The organism is Thermoanaerobaculia bacterium (genome assembly GCA_018057705.1).
In the GTDB taxonomy this organism is placed as follows: domain Bacteria; phylum Acidobacteriota; class Thermoanaerobaculia; order Multivoradales; family JAGPDF01; genus JAGPDF01.
Genome location: JAGPDF010000059.1, coordinates 1 through 19,260 on the forward strand (window position 1 = coordinate 1; position 19,260 = coordinate 19,260).

Here is a 19,260-nt window from a genome sequence, read left to right on the forward strand (position 1 = left end):
ACTCCAGCCGGCGGCGGCGGCCGCCGGCGTTCGAGTAGACCTTGATCTCCTCGCTCGTGACCTCGTTCGAGGACGGTTCGAAGACCACCGTCCACTGACGCCCCAGCCGGTCGGAGATCTTCTTCATCGCCTTCTCCCAGTCCTCGGGGTCGTTGACCACGAAATCGCCGCCGCCGTTGGCGGAGATGAGGCCGGTGAAGCGGTCGCGCTCCTCGGTGGCCCCCCCGGCCAGGCTGCTCTGGGCCATTGCCGTCTGACGATTGGCCGGGTTGAACATGTCGGGGGCGTCGCCGTGCAGGATGCTGGGCGAGGCTTCGGGCTTGCACTCCCACTTCCCTGCGGCGTCCTGCTGGCAGAGGGTGTTCTGACAGATGTTGCGGTCGGGCATCAGGAGAAAGACCGGGATCGCCAGATCGCTCGCCCGGCGCCCGACGGCGCTCGCGCTCGCGAGGTCGCCCGCCGTATCGCAGCCGTCCGAGACGACGATGAGCGCGGCGCGGGCGTCGGCGTTCTCGAACAACTGCAGGGTGCGGGTCAGGGCGGCAAAGAGCGCGGTCGGGCGATCCCCGAGCTCGGGGCTCGTGGGCAGCGCGGCGATGACGCGCGCCGCCTCGCCGCGGCCCTCCGCGAGCAGCCGCGTCTCGTTGGAGAAGCCGACCGCGAACAGCCGGTCCTCGTCCGAGACCGCCTCATTGACGAGCTTCAAGGCCGCGGCGCGCATCGGCTCGAAGGCGGCGTGCATGCTGGCGGAGCGGTCCACCGCGATGCCGAGCTCGAGCGGATCGTCGGCGCCGCCGACGACGCGCACCACGCGCTGCGGCTTCTTCCTCCACAACACCTCGATCTCCTCGGCCCGCGGCGGCGCCGCCCCAGCCGGCAGCGTCACCCGCACGAACCCGGTGCGAATGTCGATGATCTCGCCGAATACCTCCGGCTCCTGGGGAGCCTGGCCGCCCCCCTGCCCTGCTGGCTGCGCAACCAAGGGCGACGCCAACGCAGAGGCAAGAAGAAGGACCAGGAGCTGCCACTGCCCGCCGAGGGATGGGCTCATACTCGAAAAGTCCTGCAAAAACCGAACCAGTGCCCGCGGAGGCGGGAGCCCGCTCTACCGGGGAGACCTGGAGGCGGCCAGTGCGAAGCGCAGCGTCGAGGGATTGGTGGTGAGGCCGTGGGCTTCGGCGCGGCGAAGGAACTCGGCTAGGCCGGCCTGTTCGGCGGGGCCCATGCGGTAGCGCAGGTTTCGGGTGAAGTAGTCGCGGAGGACCGCCGGGGCGAGGCCGGTTTCGGCGGCGGTCTCGGTCACGATGGCGTCGAGCTCGGCGAGGCCGGTCTCGAGGCTCGCGGTGAAGGGGCCGACCAGATCGGCAGTGGCCACTTCTTCGCGCACGGCCCAGACGGCGAAGACGAACGGCAGGCCGGTCATCTCCAGCCATTCGCCGGCGAGGTCGAGGACGACGTACGTCTCGCGCTGCACGGTGAGCGCCGGGTCGCCGATGATCAGGGCGGCGTCGGCCGTGGCGAGCATCGCTTCGATATCGGCCTGAGCAGGACGGAAGACGGGGGTGAGCCCGTAGCGGTCCTCGAGGATCATGCGCAGGAGGGCGGCCGAGGTGCGGCTGTTCTCGTCGAGCGCCACCGAGGCGATCTCGCCGACCGGGACCTTCGAGACCAGGAGGACGCTCCGTACCTCGTGCGTCGCGGCGATCGCGAGGCCGGGCAGCACCGTCAGGCCGGGGATACGTGCCAGCTCGATCGACGGCATCAGGCCGACATCGAGGGTGCCCGCGGCGAGCCGATCGGCGATCACCGCCGGCGGCAGACTCTCACAGACGAAACCGCCCTCTTGCCGGCCGCGAAGGAGTCCGCGGGACAAAGGGCGGCTGTTGATGTAGTTGACGATTCCGACGCGGATCTGAGTCATCTCTGCCCGGAGGGTGCGAGTCGAGCGACATCGAAAGAGGTCGCTCGAACGAGCACGCGTTATGCGACCGCGAGCGGTCGCATAACGCTACTTCGACATCGCGTTCAGGAAGTCGAGGTTCGTCTTCGCCTTCGAGAGCTTGTCGAGCAGCAGCTCCATCGACTCGACGACCGACAGCGGGTTCAGCACCTTGCGCAGCACCCAGACACGGCGCAGCTCGTCCTCAGGCATCAGGAGCTCCTCCTTGCGGGTACCCGACTTGTTGATGTCGAGCGCCGGAAAGGTCCGCTTGTCGACGAGCTTGCGATCGAGATGGATCTCGCAGTTGCCGGTACCCTTGAACTCCTCGAAGATCACGTCGTCCATGCGGCTGCCGGTGTCGACGAGCGCGGTCGCGATGATGGTGAGCGATCCGCCCTCTTCGATGTTCCGCGCCGCGCCGAAGAAGCGCTTCGGACGATGCAGGGCGTTGGCGTCGATTCCGCCGGAGAGGACCTTGCCCGACGGCGGCTGCACCGTGTTGTAGGCGCGCGCCAGACGGGTGATCGAGTCGAGCAGGATGACGACGTCCTTCTTGTGCTCCACCAGGCGCTTCGCCTTCTCGATCACCATCTCGGCGACCTGCACGTGGCGGGTGGCCGGCTCGTCGAAGGTCGAGGAGATGACCTCGCCCTGCACCGAGCGCTGCATGTCGGTGACCTCTTCCGGGCGCTCGTCGATGAGCAGCACGATCAGCGCGACTTCCGGGTGGTTCTTGGCGATCGAATGCGCGATCGACTGCAGCAGCATCGTCTTGCCGGTGCGCGGCGGGGCGACGATGAGCGCGCGCTGGCCTTTGCCCATCGGCGTCACGAGATCCATGACGCGCGACGACATGTCGCCGGGGACCTCGAGCTTCAGACGCTCCATCGGGTAGAGCGGCGTCAGGTTGTCGAAGAAGATCTTGTTGCGCGCGACTTCCGGGTGCTCGAAGTTGACCGCTTCGACCTTGATCAGGGCGAAGTAGCGCTCGCCGTCCTTCGGCTGGCGGACCTGGCCGGAGACCGTGTCGCCGGTCCGCAGGTCGAAACGCCGGATCTGCGAAGGCGAGACGTAGATGTCGTCCGGGCCCGGGAGGTAGTTGTATTCAGGGGCGCGCAGGAAGCCGAAGCCGTCCGGCAGGCACTCGAGAACGCCCTCGGCGAAGATCAGTCCGGAGGACTTGGTCTGCGCCTCGAGGATCTTGAAGATGAGCTCCTGCTTGCGCAGGCCCGCCGCGCCTTCGACCCCGAGGTCCTTGGCCGCGGTGGTGAGCTCGGCGATCGACATCTCCTTGAGAGCGCGGATGTCGAGCATCTGCTTGCCGTTGCCGTTCGTGCCGTTGCCGGTCGGCACGGGTTCCGACCCTACGTCGAGAGGCAGTTCAAGGGGTTCCGTGGGGGCCTTCGGCATGTTCTTTCTTCCTCTTCTGCTGCGGCGCGGTTTGCTCCGCGAGAAATTCTGCGATGGATTTCCAGAGTTCACGGACACCCTCCCCTGTTTGGGCGGAGACGGCCAGGATCGCCGTCGGTTCTCCGATCTGCAGCGCGTCGGCGATCTGTTTCATACGCCGGGCGCGCTCTCCTCGTTTCACGTCGTCGACCTTGGTGGCGACGGCCAACGCTCTCAATCCCAACCCTGCAAAGTACTCTCCAGCCTGCTCGTCGAGGGCCGTCGCGCCGACTCTCGCGTCCACCAGGTGAACCACGATGCGCTGCGGATGAGGGGTCCGCAGGTAGTCGTTGATGATCTCGGCCCACAGGCTCCTGGCCTCCTTGGAGGCCTTCGCGTAGCCGAAGCCCGGGAGATCGACGAAGTAGAACGAGCCGTTGACCCGGAAGTAGTTGACCAGCTGGGTCCGGCCGGGAGTGGAGCTCGTGCGCGCCAACTTCCGGCCCAGGAGCCTGTTCAGCAGGCTCGACTTGCCGACATTCGAGCGCCCGGCGAAGGCGATCTCCGGCAACTCGTCGAACATGAAACTCTCACTACCCGCCGCCGACTTGATGAACTCCGACTTTTCGATCTTCAGTGCGGACTCCGGAGCACATCGGGAATTTTCGCAGCCACTTCGGACCGCCGCCAGGTCGCTCTTCGAGCTCGGCATCCTCGGGACCGGGGCGGATACGGCAGAGAGCCTCGGGCCCTCGAACCCACTCGGGCGCCGGTATCGGGAACTTCCGACCCAACAGATTGAAAAGATCCGTCAGAGAAAGCAGAGCTTGAAGCGGATTCGGCGAGAGGGTCTAGTGAGCCAAGGATCCGGAACCCAGAGAGGGCTCGGTCGGCCGTCCCGGGAATTCTCCCTCATTTCGGGGCTGCCATGCAAGCTCGCCCAAAAGGGCGATCGGGAGCACCTCGTCCATCCACTCCACCAGGTGCACCTGGAGGACGTCCCGGACCTCGCCCGGAATGTCTTCGAGATCCTTCTCGTTGTCGTGCGGCAGAATGAGCTCGGTGATCCCCGCACGGTAGGCGGCGAGCGCTTTGTCCTTGATCCCGCCTACGGCCAAGACCTTCCCCCGCAGGGTGATCTCGCCGGTCATCGCGATGTCGCGGCGCACCGGAAGCTTGGTGAGCGCCGAGATCAGCGCCGTCGCCATGGTGATGCCGGCGGACGGCCCGTCCTTTGGAATCGCACCCTCCGGCACATGGATGTGAACGTCGAACTTCTCGCTGAAATCCGGGTCGATGCCGAAGATATCTGCCCGGCTACGCAGGTAGGAGACCGCGGCACGCGCCGACTCCTGCATCACCTCGCCCAGCTTGCCGGTGAGTATGAGCTTGCCCTTGCCCTTCATCAGACCGACTTCGGTCTCCAGGATTTCGCCGCCGAACTCCGTCCAGGCGAGTCCCGTCGTGACGCCGATCTCGGGCTTCTCCTCGCGCTTCCAGGGACGGTAACGCGGCTTGCCCAGGAGAGCGGTGATGCGCTCGGGGCTCACCAGCACCTCGGCGCGCTTGCCTTCGGCCACCACGTTCCGCGCCAGCTTCCGGCAGACCGAAGCGATCTCGCGGTCGAGGTTGCGCACTCCGGCTTCGCGGGTGAAGCCTTCGATGAGCTGGCGCAGCGCCTCGTCCTCGAAGGCGACGTGCGCCGCCTCGAGCCCGTTCGCCTTGAGCTGCTTCGGCACCAGGAACTGGGTGGCGATCGCCTTCTTCTCGTTCAGCGTGTAGCCGGAGAGGTTGATGACCTCCATCCGGTCGCGAAGCGGCGCGGGGATCGGGTGCAGCACGTTCGCCGTGGCGATGAACATCACTTTCGAGAGGTCGTACTCGACATCCAGGAAGTGGTCGACGAAAGCATGGTTCTGGGCCGGGTCGAGCACCTCGAGCAGCGCCGCCGACGGGTCACCGCGGAAGTCCATCGACATCTTGTCCACTTCGTCGAGCAGGAAGACCGGATTGACCGTGCCGGCCTTCTTCATCATCTGGATGATCTGTCCGGGGAAAGCGCCGATGTAGGTGCGGCGGTGGCCGCGGATCTCCGCCTCGTCGCGCACGCCGCCCAGCGAGAGCCGGACGAACTTCCTTCCGACGGCGCGGGCGATCGAGCTCGCGAGCGACGACTTGCCGACTCCCGGAGGTCCGACGAAGCACAGGATCGAGGCCGGCGTCTCCGTGGTCAGCTGGCGTACGGCCAGGAACTCGAGGATGCGCTCCTTGACCTTCTGCAGCCCGTAGTGCTCGGCGTTGAGGATCTCCTCGGCCTTCTTCAGGTCCTTGAGCTCCCGGCTCGACTTCTTCCACGGCACGGAGGCGATCCAGTCGATGTAGTTGCGGGACACCGTCGCCTCGGCGGACACCGGCGGCATCGACTCCAGGCGCTTCAGCTCCTGCTCGGCCTTTTCGGCGACCGCCTTGGGCAGGCCCGCCTTCTCGATCTTGGCCTTGAGCTCGGCGATCTCGTCGCTCCTGTCGTCCTTCTTGCCGAGCTCCTGATGAATCGCCTTGATCTTCTCGTTGAGGTAGTACTCCTTCTGGGCCTTCTCCATCTGCTTCTTGACCTGGACGTTGATCCGCCGGTCGAGGTTCATCTTCTCCATCTCGACATCGAGAAGATCCAACAGGCGCTGTAGCCGCTCGTAGGGCGAGAGCAGCTCCAGCATGGCCTGCTTCTCGGCGGTCGGCACCGAGAGGTGCGAGGCGAGCGTGTCGGTCAGCCGGTCGGGCTCGTCGAGCTTCAAGGTCGGCAGGAGTCCTTCGAAGGCGAGATGCTGCGAGAGCTTGGCGTACTGCTCGAACGCGCCGAGAACCTTGTTGACGAAGAGCTGCAGCTTCTCCGACATCGGGTACTGGATCTCGTAGGTCTCGAGGTGGCTCCAGAGCGTTCCTTCGCGCTCCTCGAAGTCCATGAGCTTGCCGCGCTTCACGCCCTCGACCATGACCTTGATGTTGCCGTTCGGGAGCTTCAGATTCTGGACCACCCGCGCCACGACGCCGAAGTCGTAGAGATCCTCGCGCATCGGTTCGTCGACCTTCGGGTCGCGCTGCGCGACGAGGAAGATCCGCTTCTCGGGCGTGCCGAGCGCGATCTCCAGCGCCCGCACCGAACTCTCCCGGCCGACGATGAACGGCGCCATCATGTGCGGGAAGACGACCATGTCCCGCAGCGGAACGACGGGAAGAGACTCCCTGTGGGTCTCGACGAAGCTCTTGGGCACGCTCACCCGGCCTTCCGCAACGTGGTCACCGGTTGCGAGCGCCGCACCACGGTGTCCTCGGTGATGACGCACTCCTGGATCTCCCGCTGCGAGGGGATCGTGTACATGAGGTCGAGCATGAGCTCCTCGAGGATGATCCGCAGGCCGCGGGCGCCGACGTTGCGCTTGAGCGCCTCCTTGGCCACCGCCCGCAGCGCCTCGTCCGAGAAGCGCAGCTCGACGTCCTCGAACTCGAACATGGTCTGGTACTGGCGCACCAGGCTGTTCTTGGGCTCCTTGAGGATCCGCACCAGCGACTCCTCGTCGAGCTGCTCGAGCGAGGCCATCACCGCGAGCCGGCCGACGAACTCGGGGATCATGCCGAACTTGATGATGTCTTCGGGCAACGCCTTCTCGAGCGGGTTCTGCTTCGACTGCTCCTTCTTCGACTTGATGTCGGCGCCGAAGCCCATGGTCTTCTGGTTCAGCCGCTTCTCGATGTGCTCCTCGAGGCCGACGAACGCGCCGCCGCAGATGAACAGAATGTTGGTCGTGTCGATCTGCAGGAACTCCTGATGCGGATGCTTGCGGCCGCCCTGCGGCGGCACGTTGCAGATCGTCCCCTCGAGGATCTTGAGCAGCGCCTGCTGCACCCCTTCTCCCGAAACGTCGCGGGTGATCGACGGGTTCTCGCCCTTGCGCGCGATCTTGTCGACCTCGTCGATGTAGACGATGCCGCGCTGGGTCTTCTCCTTGTCGTTTCCCGAGGCCTGGTAGAGCTTGAGGATGATGTTCTCGACGTCCTCTCCGACGTAGCCCGCTTCGGTCAGCGTCGTGGCGTCGGCGATCGTGAAGGGGACGGACAGCAGGCGCGCCAGGGTCTGCGCGAGCAGGGTCTTGCCGGTGCCGGTCGGTCCGATCAGGAGGATGTTCGACTTCTGGAGCTCGACGTCGCCGGTCCGCGGACCCTTCTCGGAGAACTCGATGCGCCGGTAGTGGTTGTAGACCGCCACCGCGAGCTTCTTCTTGGCGAGGTCCTGGCCGATGACGTACTCATCCAGCAGCGCCTTGATCTCGTGCGGCTTCGGGAGCTTGGTCTCCTGCTGCTGCTCGAGGAGACGGTCCTCCGCGATGATGTCGAGACAGATGTCGACGCACTCGTCGCAGATGAAGACCGTCGGACCGGCGATCAGCTTCTTGACCTCGCGCTGGCTCTTGTTGCAGAACGAACACCTGAGGGCGTCGTCGCCGGATTCTTTCTTGGGCATCTCTCCTCCGAAATCGCGAGTCGCCGGCCAGCCGTTGGCTGGCGATCCCGACCGCTACAACCAACTGATCTACGCCGCTATTCCGCAGTCCGGATCAGACCGGTTTCGATCCTGGAAATCTCCGGAAAATCATACCAGAGGCGCCGAGCCGGGCCGGGCGAGCCCGCCGTCCGGGCCCGGGCGTCCGAAGCAACCACTTTGACTGCGGTGATCGCGGAAGGTGGCGCACGCGAGCCAGCTCTCCGGACGAGGGTTCAGCCGGGGACGGCGGTCGGTTTGCGGCGCTGCATGATCTGGTCGACGAGGCCGTAGGCGACGGCCTCTTCCGCACCGAGGATCTTGTCGCGGTCGGTGTCGCCGTGGATCGTCTCCTTGGTCTTGCCGGTATGGAAGGCCAGGATCTCGTCGATCTTGTCGCGCAGTTTGAGCAGCTCGCGGGCGTGGATCTCGATGTCGGTCGCCTGGCCCTGCATCCCCTGCGTCCAGGGCTGGTGGATGAGCACCCGGCTGTTGGGAAGTACGGTGCGCTTCCCGGCCTTGCCGGCCGCGAGCAGCACCGCAGCCATCGAGGCCGCCTGCCCGATGCAGAAGGTCGCGACGTCCGGCTTGATGTACTGCATGGTGTCGTAAACCGCGAGCCCGGCCGTCACCGATCCGCCGGGCGAGTTGATGTAGATGTGGATGTCGCGCTCCGGATTCTCGGCTTCGAGAAAGAGCATCTGCGCGATCACCAGGCTCGCGACCTCGTCGTCGATCGGCCGGCCGAGGAAGATGATGTTGTCCTTCAGCAGCCGGGAATAGATGTCGTAGGCGCGCTCGCCACGATTGGTCTGCTCGACCACCATCGGAATCAGCATGTTCGAGTCTCTCCCTAGCTCTTGTGGTCGTGCGAGTCGTCGTGGTCGTGGTCGTGGTCGTGATCGTGGTCGTGGGGAGCGGGCGCCGGACCGGTCTCCCCGAGCAGCCGGCGGACGGTCTTCTCGCGGCGCATCTGCGCGCGCAGCCCGGCGAGCTGACCGGCCTCGTCCAGCCGCTGACGCAGCGCCGGGGTCGGAATCCCCTGGGCGCGCGCGAGCAACGCGAGGGCCTGCTCGAACTCCTCTTCGCCGACCTCGATCTTCTCCTGGTCCGAGATCGCGTCGAGCAGCAGGCGCGCCTTCACGCGACGCTCGGCCTGGGGCTTCGCCTGCTCGCCGAGGCGCTGCCAATCGAGCCCGGCACCCTCGAGGTCGATGCCCCGGCGCGCCAGATTCTCGGCGTAGTCGCGCAGCAGTTCGTCCACTTCCCGATGCACGACGCCTTCGGGGAGAGGAATCGGGTGGCGTTCGGTCAACTGATCGAGCATCTTGGTCTCGCGCTGACGCATGGCATCGTCACGCTTGGCGTGGCTGATCCGCCGCGCGATGTCGGCTTCGAGCTCGGCGACCGTCGCAAACTTACCCAGATGGGCGGCAAAGGTGTCGTCGAGCGCCGGCAGGATGGGCTCGGTGAGCTCGACCAGACGGACTTCGAAGGTCCGCTCGGCGAGCGGTTCGGCCGGCGCGTCCGGGCGCAGATCCCCCTCTTCGCGCTCCTCGCGGGGTGCGCGGGGCTCCTTGCGGCTGAATCGAGAACCCTGTCCGACGCTCAATCCCGCGACGGCCAGAGAGATCTCCTCCCAGATCTGCTGCGATCCGACCTCGATGTCGACCGTCTGGGCTTCGACGACGACCTCGCCGGCGCTTTCGTCCGCGGCCGCCACCGGGTCGATCAACGGCTTGAGCTCGATCTTGGCGCGGTCGCCGGTCGCGGCGGGTCGCGCCGCACTCTTCCACTCGGCGTGGCGCAGGCGCAGGTCGGCGATCGCGGTCTTCACTTCGTCGGCGGTCGCTTCGACCGGCGGATCGGGCAGGCTGAAGTCTTTATAGTTCCGGAGCTCGATCTCGGGCCGCACTTCGACGCGGGCGAGAAAGGTCATGCCGGTGCCGGCCTGGACCGGCGCCATCTCGACCTCGGGTGCGAGCAGGGGATCGATCCCCTTCTCGGCCACCGCCTGGCGGAAATAGCGCGGCACCAGCCGCTCCACCACCTCGCGCCGGATGTCGTCGCCGAAGTGGCGCTGCACGAGGCTTTGCGGGACCTTGCCCTTGCGAAAGCCCGGCAGGCTCGCCTTGCGGCCGAACTCGCCCAGAACGCGGGCGGTCTCCGCATCGACGGCCGGCGCGGGAATCTCGATCTTCAACTCTTTACGGCACGGGCCGATCTCTTCCACATTCAGCACGACGCTCATCGGCGATCTCTGTCCTTGGGGCTGGTGAAATGGTGCGAAAGGGGGGACTCGAACCCCCAACCCGATCGCTCGGGACTAGATCCTAAGTCTAGCGCGTATACCAGTTCCGCCACTTTCGCGAGAGTGGGATCCGGGCACGGGAGGAAGCGAGAGGAGTGGGCGATGGTGAGCCGCGTAGGACTTGAACCTACAACCCGCAGATTAAGAGTCTGCTGCTCTACCATTGAGCTAGCGGCCCCTCTTGAACCAAAAATATAGCGGACGAAGCGCTCGGCTGGCAAGCCCCTTCATTCTGCGTCCCCCGCGGCTCCCGCGGCGATCACCGGCGGTGGGGGCCGAAAACGGAGCTCTCGCTAGCCGCCCTGGACGAAACGGACGATCTCGACGGTATCGCCGGCGACGACCTGGGTGCCGGCGAGGCGCGAACGGCGCACGATTTCGCCGTTGACCTCGACAGCGACCGCCTGCGGATCACAGCCGATCGAGAGCACGAGCTCGCGCAGCGTCATCGCGGCGGGAATCGGGTGCGTGGCTCCGTTCAGGCGGATCTCGCGCTGGGCGGAGGGCGATGCGGTCATGGGTCCTTTCGGTTCGCTCAAAGAAGCTGCTTGATCTCGGCGCGACCAAGATCCGAAGAGCCGGAGATGATCAGAGCGGCCGAGCCGCGAGCGAAGGCGGGCACATCGAGACGCATTTCGACCGCGCCGACATCGTCGGTCTCGCCGATCAGCAGGGTGCGCGGGTCGGCCACCGTCGAGAGCATCTTGACCGAGATCTGAACTCCGGCGAGGGGCAGACCGCTCTTCGACGAATAGGCGCGGAGCGTCAGGTTGTTGATCTTCCCGGGCTGGATCTCCTCCTGGCCGTCCAGGGCAAGCACGAGCTGTTCGTGCTCAGCCTCGGTCGAGAGGTAGTCCAGGATGACCTGATCGAGGGTCGGGCCTTCGTCGGCCTCGTCGAAATCCGGCATCTCCGCGAGCTCGGGGACCTCCGGCAGCTCCGCCAGCGGCGGCAGCCCGGCGAGCGGCTGAAAATCGTCCGGAGCAGACGCCATCGAACCCTCGAGCGCTTCGACCGGGACCGCACCGGTTTGCATGAGCGTTTGAGCGTGCCGCTCGGGAGACTCCTGTTCCGAAGTGGCGCCTGCGGTGGCCGGCGCGGCGGCCCGACCCTTGAGACCCTGGAGCTTGCTGTCGAAGCGGCCCGCCCGGATCGCAGCCACGATCGTGCGGTGTTGATGATCCATCAGGGCAGCGATCTCGGGATCGCCCTTGCCCCCTTCGAGCAGCTGCGCGTAGCTCGAGCGCTTGGTCGCGACGACCCGTCCGGCGACGTAAATGACACTCTCGATGAACGGATTCCCGCGTCCCTTGTCCTCGGTCTGGACATGGACCACCGTCTCTACGTGACGAACGTCAGTGTTGTATCCGGTGATCATGGTTGGACTGCGGCCGCTCGCGGCATTGTAGGAAGGCCTTCCCTCGCGGTCAAGGCGACGGTGGACGCTCCCCCGGGCCCGTGCGAGAATCGCCCCCGAGCAACTCTACCGCGGCCGGCGAATGCTCGGCCGAAACAAGCCCTCAGCCACTCACTCCCGCACCCCCCAGGAGACCCGGAATGACGCAGAACGCCGCTTCGCCCGATGCCAACGCCACCCGCACGCTGGTGCACTACGACGTCCGCGACGGCGTGGCCTACCTCAAGCTCGACGATCCGCCGGCCAACACCTATACCCACGAGATGATGCGCGCCCTCGACGAGGGCATCCTCAAGGCGCGCTTCGACAAGGATGTGCACGTGATCGTGCTCACGGGTGCGGGCGAGAAGATGTTCTGCGCCGGCGCCAACATCAACATGCTCAAGGCGTCCGACCCGTACTTCAAGTACTTCTTCTGCCTGCACGCCAACGAGACCCTGTCGCGCCTCGAGCAGACGCCGAAGCTGGTGATCGCGGCCCTCAACGGCAACACGGTCGGCGGCGGCCTCGAGATCGCCATGGCGGCGGACCTGCGGATCGCCAGGAAGGGCGGCGGCAAGGTCGGCCTGCCCGAGGTCACGCTCGGCGTCCTGCCCGGCACCGGTGGCACCCAGCGCCTGGTGCGCATCGTCGGCAAGAGCAGGGCGATCGAGCTCATGGTGACCGGACGCCTGTTCTCCTTCGAGGACGCCCTGGGCTACGGCATCGTCGACTCGATCCTCGAGGGCGACGACTTCATGGGCCAGGTGCACGAGTATGCGAAGCAGTTCTGCCCGCCGAACAAGGCGGCCAAGGCGGTCGGTCGCATCAAGCGCGCCGTGCAGTCGGGTGCCGAGATTCCGTTCGAATCTGCGATGACCCTCGAGCGCGAGTTGCAGCAGCAGCTCTTCCAGAGTGACGATGCCAAGGAAGGGCTCGCCGCCTACGTCGAGAAGCGCACGCCGCAATTCACCGCCAAGTGATGGAGCACGGGCTCGCGAGGGGGCCGCGCCGGGCGACGCAGCGGCTGGCGCTGGTCGCTCCGGTGCGGACTCCCATCGGGAAGTTCGGCGGTTGCCTCGCCGGACTTTCCGCTGCCGACCTCGGCACGCACGCCGCCGAGGCCTGCCTGCGTCGTGCGGGGATCGCCGGAGACGCGTCGGGGGTCGTCGACCAGACGATCTTCGGGCACGGCCGCCAGGCCAACGGCGGACCGAACAGCGCCCGGCAGATCGCCTTCCGAGCCGGGATCCCGGACGAGCGTCCGGCATTCACGATCAACCAGGCCTGCGGCTCAGGGCTCCAGTCGGTGATCTCCGCTGCCCGCACGATCCTCCTCGGCGAGGCGGAAGTCATTCTCGCGGGTGGCACCGAGAGCATGTCGAACACGCCCTATCTGCTCCCCCGGGCACGCTGGGGATATCGGCTCGGCAGCGACGAGATCGTCGACGGCATGTACAAGGACGGATTCAACGATCCGCTCTCCGGCCTCGTCATGGGCGAGACCGCCGAAGAGCTGGCCGTCGAGGCCGGCGTGACGCGCGAGGCCGCGGACCTCTACGCGGTCGAGACCCAGAGGCGCTGCGAAGCCGCCCGCGGGCGCGGACGATTCGTCGCCGAGATCGAGCCGATCCGCATTCCGGGACGCAAGGGCGAGACCGTCATCGCTGCCGACGAGCACCCGCGCGACGGCGTCACTCTGGAATCGCTGGCGAAGATGCCAGCGGTCTTCCGCAAGGGTGGAACGGTGACCGCGGCCAACGCTTCGGGCATAACCGACGGCGCCGCCGCCCTGCTCGTGGCCAGCGAGGCGGCAACCCAACGCCACGGGCTCACCCCGGCGGGCTACCTACTCGACTGGGAAGTGGTCGGCGTTGCTCCCCGGATCATGGGCATCGGGCCGGTACCGGCGACGCGCAATCTCCTCCAGCGCAACGGCCTCGGCTATGCCGACATCGAAGCCGTCGAGCTCAACGAGGCGTTCGCGTCGCAGGCGGTCGCCTGCCTCGCCCAGCTGCCCTTCGACCCGGCGAAAGTCAACGCCGACGGCGGTGCCATCGCGCTGGGGCACCCGATCGGCGCCACCGGAGCCCGCATCCTCGTGACCCTGCTCGCCGGCATGGCGGAACGCGGCCAGCGCCTCGGAATTGCGACGCTCTGCATCTCCGGCGGCATGGGCATCGCGATCCTCGTCGAACGCAATCTCTCCTGAAGCCGGAGCCCGGCGTGCCCAACATCGTCGTCGCCTACATCAAGGAAGACAAGGTCGCGCCGTACCTCGAAGCCCTGGCGGCGGTCGGCGTCGCGGAGTCGGACATCTTCCGCGCCACCCCGCGGCGCACCGCTACAGTCGACCTCCACGAGCTCCTGGCGCGCGCCGACGGGCTGCTACTCACCGGCGGCGCCGATCTCCAGCCCTGCCTCTACGGCGAGGCCCGCCGCCGGGACGCGAACCTCGACCGGCCGGCGCCGGATCGCGATCAGCTGGAATGGGACCTCCTGTGCGAGGCGCGAGCCCACCGGACGCCTGTTTTCGGGATCTGCCGCGGCCATCAGATGGTCAACGTCTTTCTCGGCGGTTCGCTCTACCAGGACATCGAGCTCCAGACCGGACGCAGCGGCCACGACAACTTCATCGATCGCGGCTTCGCTCTCGACCACCTGGCGCACGACATCGTCGCCACCGGGATCGATCATCCACTCGCCGCCCGCACGGGGAAGTTCGGGCACCCTGCCGTCAACAGCCGCCATCACCAGGCGGTGAAGGTGCCCGGGAAGGGCCTCGTCACCGTCGCGCAGGCGCTCGACGGCACGATCGAGGCGACCGTCGCCGGCGAGCCCGGCTGGTGGATCACATCGGTCCAATGGCACCCCGAGAACCTCGTCGACCATCCTTTCCATCGCGCGCTGTTCGAGGACTTCTTGACCGCAGCCGGGGAGTTCGCGCTTCACCGTTCAACGCAGATCGCCGAAGGAGCCGTGCGATGAACCTGCCGTCGAACCCGCTCGTCATCACGCTGCAGGAACGGGCGGCGACGCTCACGTTCGGCCGTCCACCGCTCAACATCCTCGACCTCGATCTGCTCGCGGCGCTGGACGACCTGATCGTCGAGCTCGCCACCGACCGCGAGCTGCAGGTGCTGTTCGTCCGCGGCGCCGGGGAGAGGGCCTTCTCGGCCGGCGTCTCCGTCCAGGACCACACTCCGGACAAGATCGACCGCATGCTGCTCTCGTTCCACGGCGCGATCGGCAAGCTGCGCGACCTCGAGGCCTTCACCGTCGCGTTGGTCGACGGTCACTGCCTCGGCGGTGGAATGGAGCTCGCTCTCGCCTGCGACCTCGTCCTCGCCACCGAGCGCAGCCGCTTCGGCCAACCCGAGATCGCTCTCGGCTGCTATCCGCCCGTCGCGGCGGCGCTCTATCCGCAGCGCATCGGCAGCGGCCGGACGCTCGAGCTGCTGCTCACCGGCCGCACTCTCGAATGCGCCGAGGCCGAACGCCTCGGTTTCGTGCACGAGCGGTTCGCCGACCGAGAGGCGCTCGAGGCCCGCGCCAGGGAGCTCTCGGCCGCGATCCAACGTCAGAGCGCGGCGGTCACGCGCCTCACGAAACGCGCCGTTCGCGCAGGCGAGAATCGCGCCTATGCGCCGGCACTCGCCGAGGCCGAGAGGATCTACCTGCGCGAGCTCACCGGAACGGCCGACATGGCGGAGGGGCTTCAGGCCTTCGTCGAGAAGCGCCCGCCGGTCTGGAAGCACCGATGAACCGACGCCGTGCGGCAGCAGCGGCAGGCCCGATGAGACGGCCCAGGACGGAGACTTCCGGCCTCTTCCGCCGACGTTTCTTGCCACTTCTCGCCGCGGGCACGCTGCTCGCGGGCGCGCTCTCAGCCGAAGAGTCGGAGGGGAGGGTCTCCTTCACTTTCGCACCTCCCGCCGCCGCTTTCGTCCAACGGGAGATCTACGTCGAGACCGCCCGTCTGGGAGGCATTCAGCAGCGGATCACTCTCGCCTCGGAGGTCAGCCTTCGCATCTCGCAGGAGGCCGGCAGCTCTTTCCTCCTCTTCCAGATCCAGCGCGCCGCTGCGGCGCGGGACGGCAAGCCGAGCGACGCGGCGATGGTCGCCGCGATGACCGGCGCCGAGACCGTCAACGTCGTAAGGCCGGACGGTGTGCTGACGAAGATCAACGGCCTGCGAAAGCTCACCGAACGGCTGCTGCCGACGCTCCAGGGCGAAGAGCGCACCGCCCTCGAGAAGCGCCTGCGTGAGAACCGGATCGAAGATCGCCTCCGAGCCAACTGGTTCGAGGCGACCGAGGCCCTCTCCGGGCAGACTCTGGAGCTCGGACGCGACTACTTTTTCGACTCCGCCTGGCCGACCGACGAAGGCTGGATCCAGCACCAGACGCTCCTCCGGCTCGGGCCGTGGGAAGAAACAGCGAACGGCAGAAGGCTGCGCCTGCATCTCGCCTACGTCGCCGACGCCAAGACCGACGTGCCCGGCGCCGTGCGGCTGCAGCCCAAGGTGGCCACCGCCTTCGCGCCCAGCAATCCCGGCAGGCTGGCCAAAGGCCTCACGATCTCGGGCAGCGCCAGTCGCCTCGTCGATCCGGCGACGCTGCTCGTCTGGAAGGACCAGAGCGTACGGCGGGTGCGCAACCGCCTGGAAGTCTCGGATGAGCTGGCGGTCACCATCTCGACCGAAGAGAAGGCCGACATCACACTGGAACCGGCGCTACCGGCGGCATCAGCGAAGCCGATAGCCCATTGAGAACCTGCGAGGAGAATCATGTCCCAGACCGTACTTTCCACTCGTGAAGGCCGCGTCGCCATCCTCACCATCAACCGCCCCGACAAGCTCAACGCCTTGAACGAAGAGGTTCGGGTCGAGCTCCTCGCCGCCCTGGCGGAGGTCGAGACCGACGATGGCGTCGGCGCCGTCGTTATCACGGGAGCGGGCGAGAAGTCGTTCATCGCCGGCGCCGACATCGGCGAGTTCGCCGGCCGATCGCCCTTCGACCAGCGCTTCGCGATGCGCAGCCCGCGCATCTTCGACGTCATGGCCTCGTTTCCGAAGCCGGTGATCGCCATGATCAACGGCTTCTGCCTCGGCGGCGGCTGCGAGCTCTCGATGTCGTGCGACATGCGGATCGCCTCCGACAAGGCCCGCTTCGGCCAGCCGGAGATCAATCTCGGCCTCATCCCCGGCGGCGGCGGCACCCAGCGCCTGCCGCGCCTCGTCGGCATGGGCCACGCAATGCGCATGATCCTCGGCGGCGACATGATCCCGGCGGCGGAAGCGAAGGAGATCGGTCTCGTCGATCTCGTCTTCCCGGCCGAAGAGCTGCGAGCGAAGACGCTCGAGCTCGCCCAGAAGATCGCGAGCAAGAGCCCGCTGACCCTCAAGGTCGCCAAGGAGGCGCTGCGCGCCTCCGAGAAGCTCGCCATCGAGGACGGCATCACCTACGAACGCGACCTCTTCTGCCTCTGCTTCTCCTCGAAGGACAAGGAAGAGGGCGTCGCCGCCTTCCTCGACAAGCGCCCGGCGGCCTGGACAGGCAAGTAGCGCGCTCTGCCGCGCGGTTCTTCGGTGGTCGCGGTGAGGCAGGGCAAGAAGCTTGTTTCTCAGCTCTACCGACGAGGGGTGGCTGGACCCGCAGCTGGGGACATGTAGCCGCCCCGAGCGAGTGTGTGGACGGACCCGTTCACGCCCCAGGGCGGATACGTGTCCCCGGCGTACCCAGGCGGGCCGAACAGGACCCCGAGCGCACGCTTGCTCCCGCCTCGCCCCGGAGTAAGATCCGGCAAACCAACCGTTCCGCTGTCCAAAAGGAGCCTGCCATGCGCACCCGTGTCGCAGCCGCTGCATTGACTCTGCTCGCCGCCCTCCCCCTCGCCGCCATCGCCCAGGAACCCGCCACCGTCGGGCCGACGATTTACAAGCAGACGCTCGACAACGAGCGCGTCCGGGTCTTCGAGGTGACCTTCAAGAAGGGCGCCGAGATCGCCATGCACTCGCATCCCGATCACGCGGTCTACGTCGTCCGGGGCGGCAGCCTCGAGATCACCCTCGCCGACGGCACCAAGAACGTCATCGATGCCAAGCCGGGCGAGACCTTCTTCCTGCCCGCGCAGGCTCACAGCGCCAAGAACGTCGGCAAGGGGACGATCCAGGTAACCGTCACCGAGCTCAAGGAGGCGGCGCCCTCGGGCGTGCTCTCCGCTGCCGAGCGCGCCGAGATCCTGGCGCTCCTCGAGCGCGGCCAGCGCGAGCTCGAGGAGCTCGTGGCGAGCACCCCCGAAGAGCTCTGGGCGAAGAAGCCGGCGCCCGACCGCTGGTCGGTCGCCGAGGTCGTCGAGCACCTGGGCGCGGCGGAAGGACTCCTGTTCGGAATGCTGCAGCAGGCGCTCGCCGCGCCCGCGAGCCCCAATTGGGCGCTCGTCGAGGGCGGCATGTCGACGGAGAACTTCATGACCATGCTGCAGGATCGCAGCAAGAAGTTCCAGGCGCCGGAGCCGATTCAGCCCAAGGGCGGCATGTCCCGCGCCGACGCGCTCGCCAAGTACGCCGGAGCGCGCGCCGTCACGGCCGAGTTCGTCCGCCGCACCACCGCCCCGGTCAAGAAGCACGTCGCCGACGGGCCGGCGGGCAAGATGACCGGTCACCAGATGCTGGTGCTGCTCGGCGGCCACAACCTGCGCCACAACGCCCAGATCCGCGAAGCGCTCGAGCAACTGCAGAAGAAGTAGAGCGCTCAGCGCTGCGAGTGTGATGGGGCGCTCCGGCACTCGGGATCCAAAGCGGGCTCCTATTTGAGGCGTGGTCGCCCACTTTGGATCCCGAGCGCCAGAGCGCCCCTGGCAAGCGCTTCTCGCAAGCTTCTTTTCTCTCGGGCGAAAGTTGGGGACACATTGCGGCCGCTCGAGGGCTCAGGCAGCCGACGGGCGCCGAAGCCGCTATGTGTCCCCGGAACCGCCGGGAAGCGGGCCGGACAGGACCCCGAGCACGCGCCCCGCAGCCAGAATAGGTCGAAAAGACCGCTGTATCTAGTGGCTCCCGAACGCGGCGATGTAGTCGGCCATCGACGCGAGAACGACCTGCTCGGCGTGCTCGCGACCGTAGGTCGCGGCAACGCTGACCACGTTGGTCTCGCCGGGCATCTGCTTGTAGGTCGTGAAATAGTGCGCCAGCCGCTCGACCATCTTGGGCGGCAGGCCGTCCAAGTCCTCGACATCCCCCCAGTAGAGATCGTTCTTGAGCACGGCGATGATCTTGTCGTCGGCCTCGCCGCGGTCGATCATTCTCAAGCCTCCGACGACCCGCGCGTCCAGCAGGATGTCGGCCCGGGTGACCGTCCTCTCGCTCACCACGCAGATATCGAGCGGATCGCCGTCGCCGCGCTCGGCGGCGGGCGACAGCGCCGCCATCCGCGACCCGCAGTAGGTGCGCGGGATGAAACCGTAGAGCGTCGGCGGCTGGGCCGCTCCGCGCTGGGGCCGGTCCACCTTCAGGTAGCCCGAGACCTTGTCGATCTCGTACTTCACGGTGTCGAGCGGCCCGATCTCGATATAGGCGGTCACGATCCGCGGCGGATCGGGGCCGACCGGGAGGCCGTGCCAGGGGTGCGGGCGGAATTCACGGAAGCGCAGGTTCGTGGCCATCGTGCGAATCCTACTCGCCCTAGCTA

18 protein-coding genes and 2 tRNA genes are annotated in these 19,260 nt (G+C 66.9%); 7 read left to right on the forward strand and 13 right to left on the reverse strand.

Annotation, left to right across the window (positions count from 1 at the left end):
- From KBI44_15765 to KBI44_15820, 12 genes are all read right to left on the reverse strand, one after another.
- Positions 1-1,051: VWA domain-containing protein (locus tag KBI44_15765; protein MBP9145937.1), on the reverse strand; the 1,051-nt coding region annotated here is incomplete at its 3' end.
- Positions 1,052-1,105: 54 nt separating this feature from the next.
- Positions 1,106-1,921 carry a menaquinone biosynthesis protein gene (locus KBI44_15770; protein ID MBP9145938.1) on the reverse strand — a complete coding sequence of 272 codons (816 nt, stop codon included), beginning with the start codon at positions 1,919-1,921 and terminating at the stop codon, positions 1,106-1,108.
- Positions 1,922-2,008: 87 nt separating this feature from the next.
- Positions 2,009-3,352: a transcription termination factor Rho gene (gene rho / locus KBI44_15775; protein MBP9145939.1), complete on the reverse strand. Its 1,344-nt coding sequence runs from the start codon at positions 3,350-3,352 to the stop codon at positions 2,009-2,011.
- Positions 3,324-4,043, reverse strand: coding sequence for a YihA family ribosome biogenesis GTP-binding protein (locus KBI44_15780; protein ID MBP9145940.1), 720 nt, complete (start codon positions 4,041-4,043; stop codon positions 3,324-3,326). The genes rho and KBI44_15780 overlap by 29 nt, the downstream gene beginning before the upstream one ends.
- 139 nt (positions 4,044-4,182) lie before the next feature.
- Positions 4,183-6,540, reverse strand: a complete 2,358-nt coding sequence (gene lon, locus KBI44_15785; GenBank protein ID MBP9145941.1) for an endopeptidase La — start codon at positions 6,538-6,540, stop codon at positions 4,183-4,185.
- Positions 6,541-6,602: 62 nt separating this feature from the next.
- Complete coding sequence (gene clpX / locus KBI44_15790; GenBank protein ID MBP9145942.1) at positions 6,603-7,847, reverse strand: ATP-dependent Clp protease ATP-binding subunit ClpX; 1,245 nt, start codon at positions 7,845-7,847, stop codon at positions 6,603-6,605.
- A 254-nt stretch (positions 7,848-8,101) separates the two neighbouring features.
- The gene (gene clpP, locus KBI44_15795; GenBank protein ID MBP9145943.1) at positions 8,102-8,704 is read right to left on the reverse strand and encodes an ATP-dependent Clp endopeptidase proteolytic subunit ClpP; all 603 of its coding nucleotides are present in this window, start codon (positions 8,702-8,704) and stop codon (positions 8,102-8,104) included.
- A gap of 14 nt (positions 8,705-8,718) precedes the next feature.
- Positions 8,719-10,116 carry a trigger factor gene (tig, locus tag KBI44_15800; protein MBP9145944.1) on the reverse strand — a complete coding sequence of 466 codons (1,398 nt, stop codon included), beginning with the start codon at positions 10,114-10,116 and terminating at the stop codon, positions 8,719-8,721.
- Between the two features lie 30 nt (positions 10,117-10,146).
- Positions 10,147-10,235: transfer RNA gene (locus tag KBI44_15805), tRNA-Leu, on the reverse strand.
- Positions 10,236-10,279: 44 nt separating this feature from the next.
- A tRNA-Lys gene (locus KBI44_15810) sits at positions 10,280-10,354 on the reverse strand.
- Between the two features lie 115 nt (positions 10,355-10,469).
- Entirely contained in the window at positions 10,470-10,694 is a 225-nt protein-coding gene (gene thiS, locus KBI44_15815; protein MBP9145945.1) for a sulfur carrier protein ThiS, read from the reverse strand.
- A gap of 17 nt (positions 10,695-10,711) precedes the next feature.
- Positions 10,712-11,554 (reverse strand): hypothetical protein, encoded by an 843-nt coding sequence (locus KBI44_15820; protein ID MBP9145946.1) that lies wholly within the window; start codon positions 11,552-11,554, stop codon positions 10,712-10,714.
- Positions 11,555-11,733: 179 nt separating this feature from the next.
- Between KBI44_15820 and KBI44_15825 the strand changes: the two genes are divergently transcribed.
- From KBI44_15825 to KBI44_15855, 7 genes are all read left to right on the forward strand, one after another.
- Positions 11,734-12,555 carry an enoyl-CoA hydratase/isomerase family protein gene (locus KBI44_15825; GenBank protein ID MBP9145947.1) on the forward strand — a complete coding sequence of 274 codons (822 nt, stop codon included), beginning with the start codon at positions 11,734-11,736 and terminating at the stop codon, positions 12,553-12,555.
- Positions 12,555-13,784: a thiolase family protein gene (locus tag KBI44_15830; protein MBP9145948.1), complete on the forward strand. Its 1,230-nt coding sequence runs from the start codon at positions 12,555-12,557 to the stop codon at positions 13,782-13,784. The genes KBI44_15825 and KBI44_15830 overlap by 1 nt, the downstream gene beginning before the upstream one ends.
- Positions 13,785-13,798: 14 nt before the next feature.
- Positions 13,799-14,560 carry a type 1 glutamine amidotransferase gene (locus KBI44_15835; protein MBP9145949.1) on the forward strand — a complete coding sequence of 254 codons (762 nt, stop codon included), beginning with the start codon at positions 13,799-13,801 and terminating at the stop codon, positions 14,558-14,560.
- A complete protein-coding gene (locus KBI44_15840; GenBank protein ID MBP9145950.1) occupies positions 14,557-15,336 on the forward strand; it encodes an enoyl-CoA hydratase/isomerase family protein in 780 nt (259 codons plus the stop codon). The genes KBI44_15835 and KBI44_15840 overlap by 4 nt, the downstream gene beginning before the upstream one ends.
- Before the next feature lie 32 nt (positions 15,337-15,368).
- Positions 15,369-16,343 (forward strand): hypothetical protein, encoded by a 975-nt coding sequence (locus KBI44_15845; protein MBP9145951.1) that lies wholly within the window; start codon positions 15,369-15,371, stop codon positions 16,341-16,343.
- A gap of 18 nt (positions 16,344-16,361) precedes the next feature.
- Positions 16,362-17,138: an enoyl-CoA hydratase/isomerase family protein gene (locus KBI44_15850; protein ID MBP9145952.1), complete on the forward strand. Its 777-nt coding sequence runs from the start codon at positions 16,362-16,364 to the stop codon at positions 17,136-17,138.
- 275 nt (positions 17,139-17,413) lie between these two features.
- Positions 17,414-18,322 carry a DinB family protein gene (locus KBI44_15855; GenBank protein MBP9145953.1) on the forward strand — a complete coding sequence of 303 codons (909 nt, stop codon included), beginning with the start codon at positions 17,414-17,416 and terminating at the stop codon, positions 18,320-18,322.
- 297 nt (positions 18,323-18,619) lie between these two features.
- Here the strand turns inward: KBI44_15855 and KBI44_15860 are convergent, their stop codons facing one another.
- Positions 18,620-19,234 (reverse strand): inorganic pyrophosphatase, encoded by a 615-nt coding sequence (locus KBI44_15860; protein ID MBP9145954.1) that lies wholly within the window; start codon positions 19,232-19,234, stop codon positions 18,620-18,622.
- Positions 19,235-19,260 lie beyond the last annotated feature (26 nt).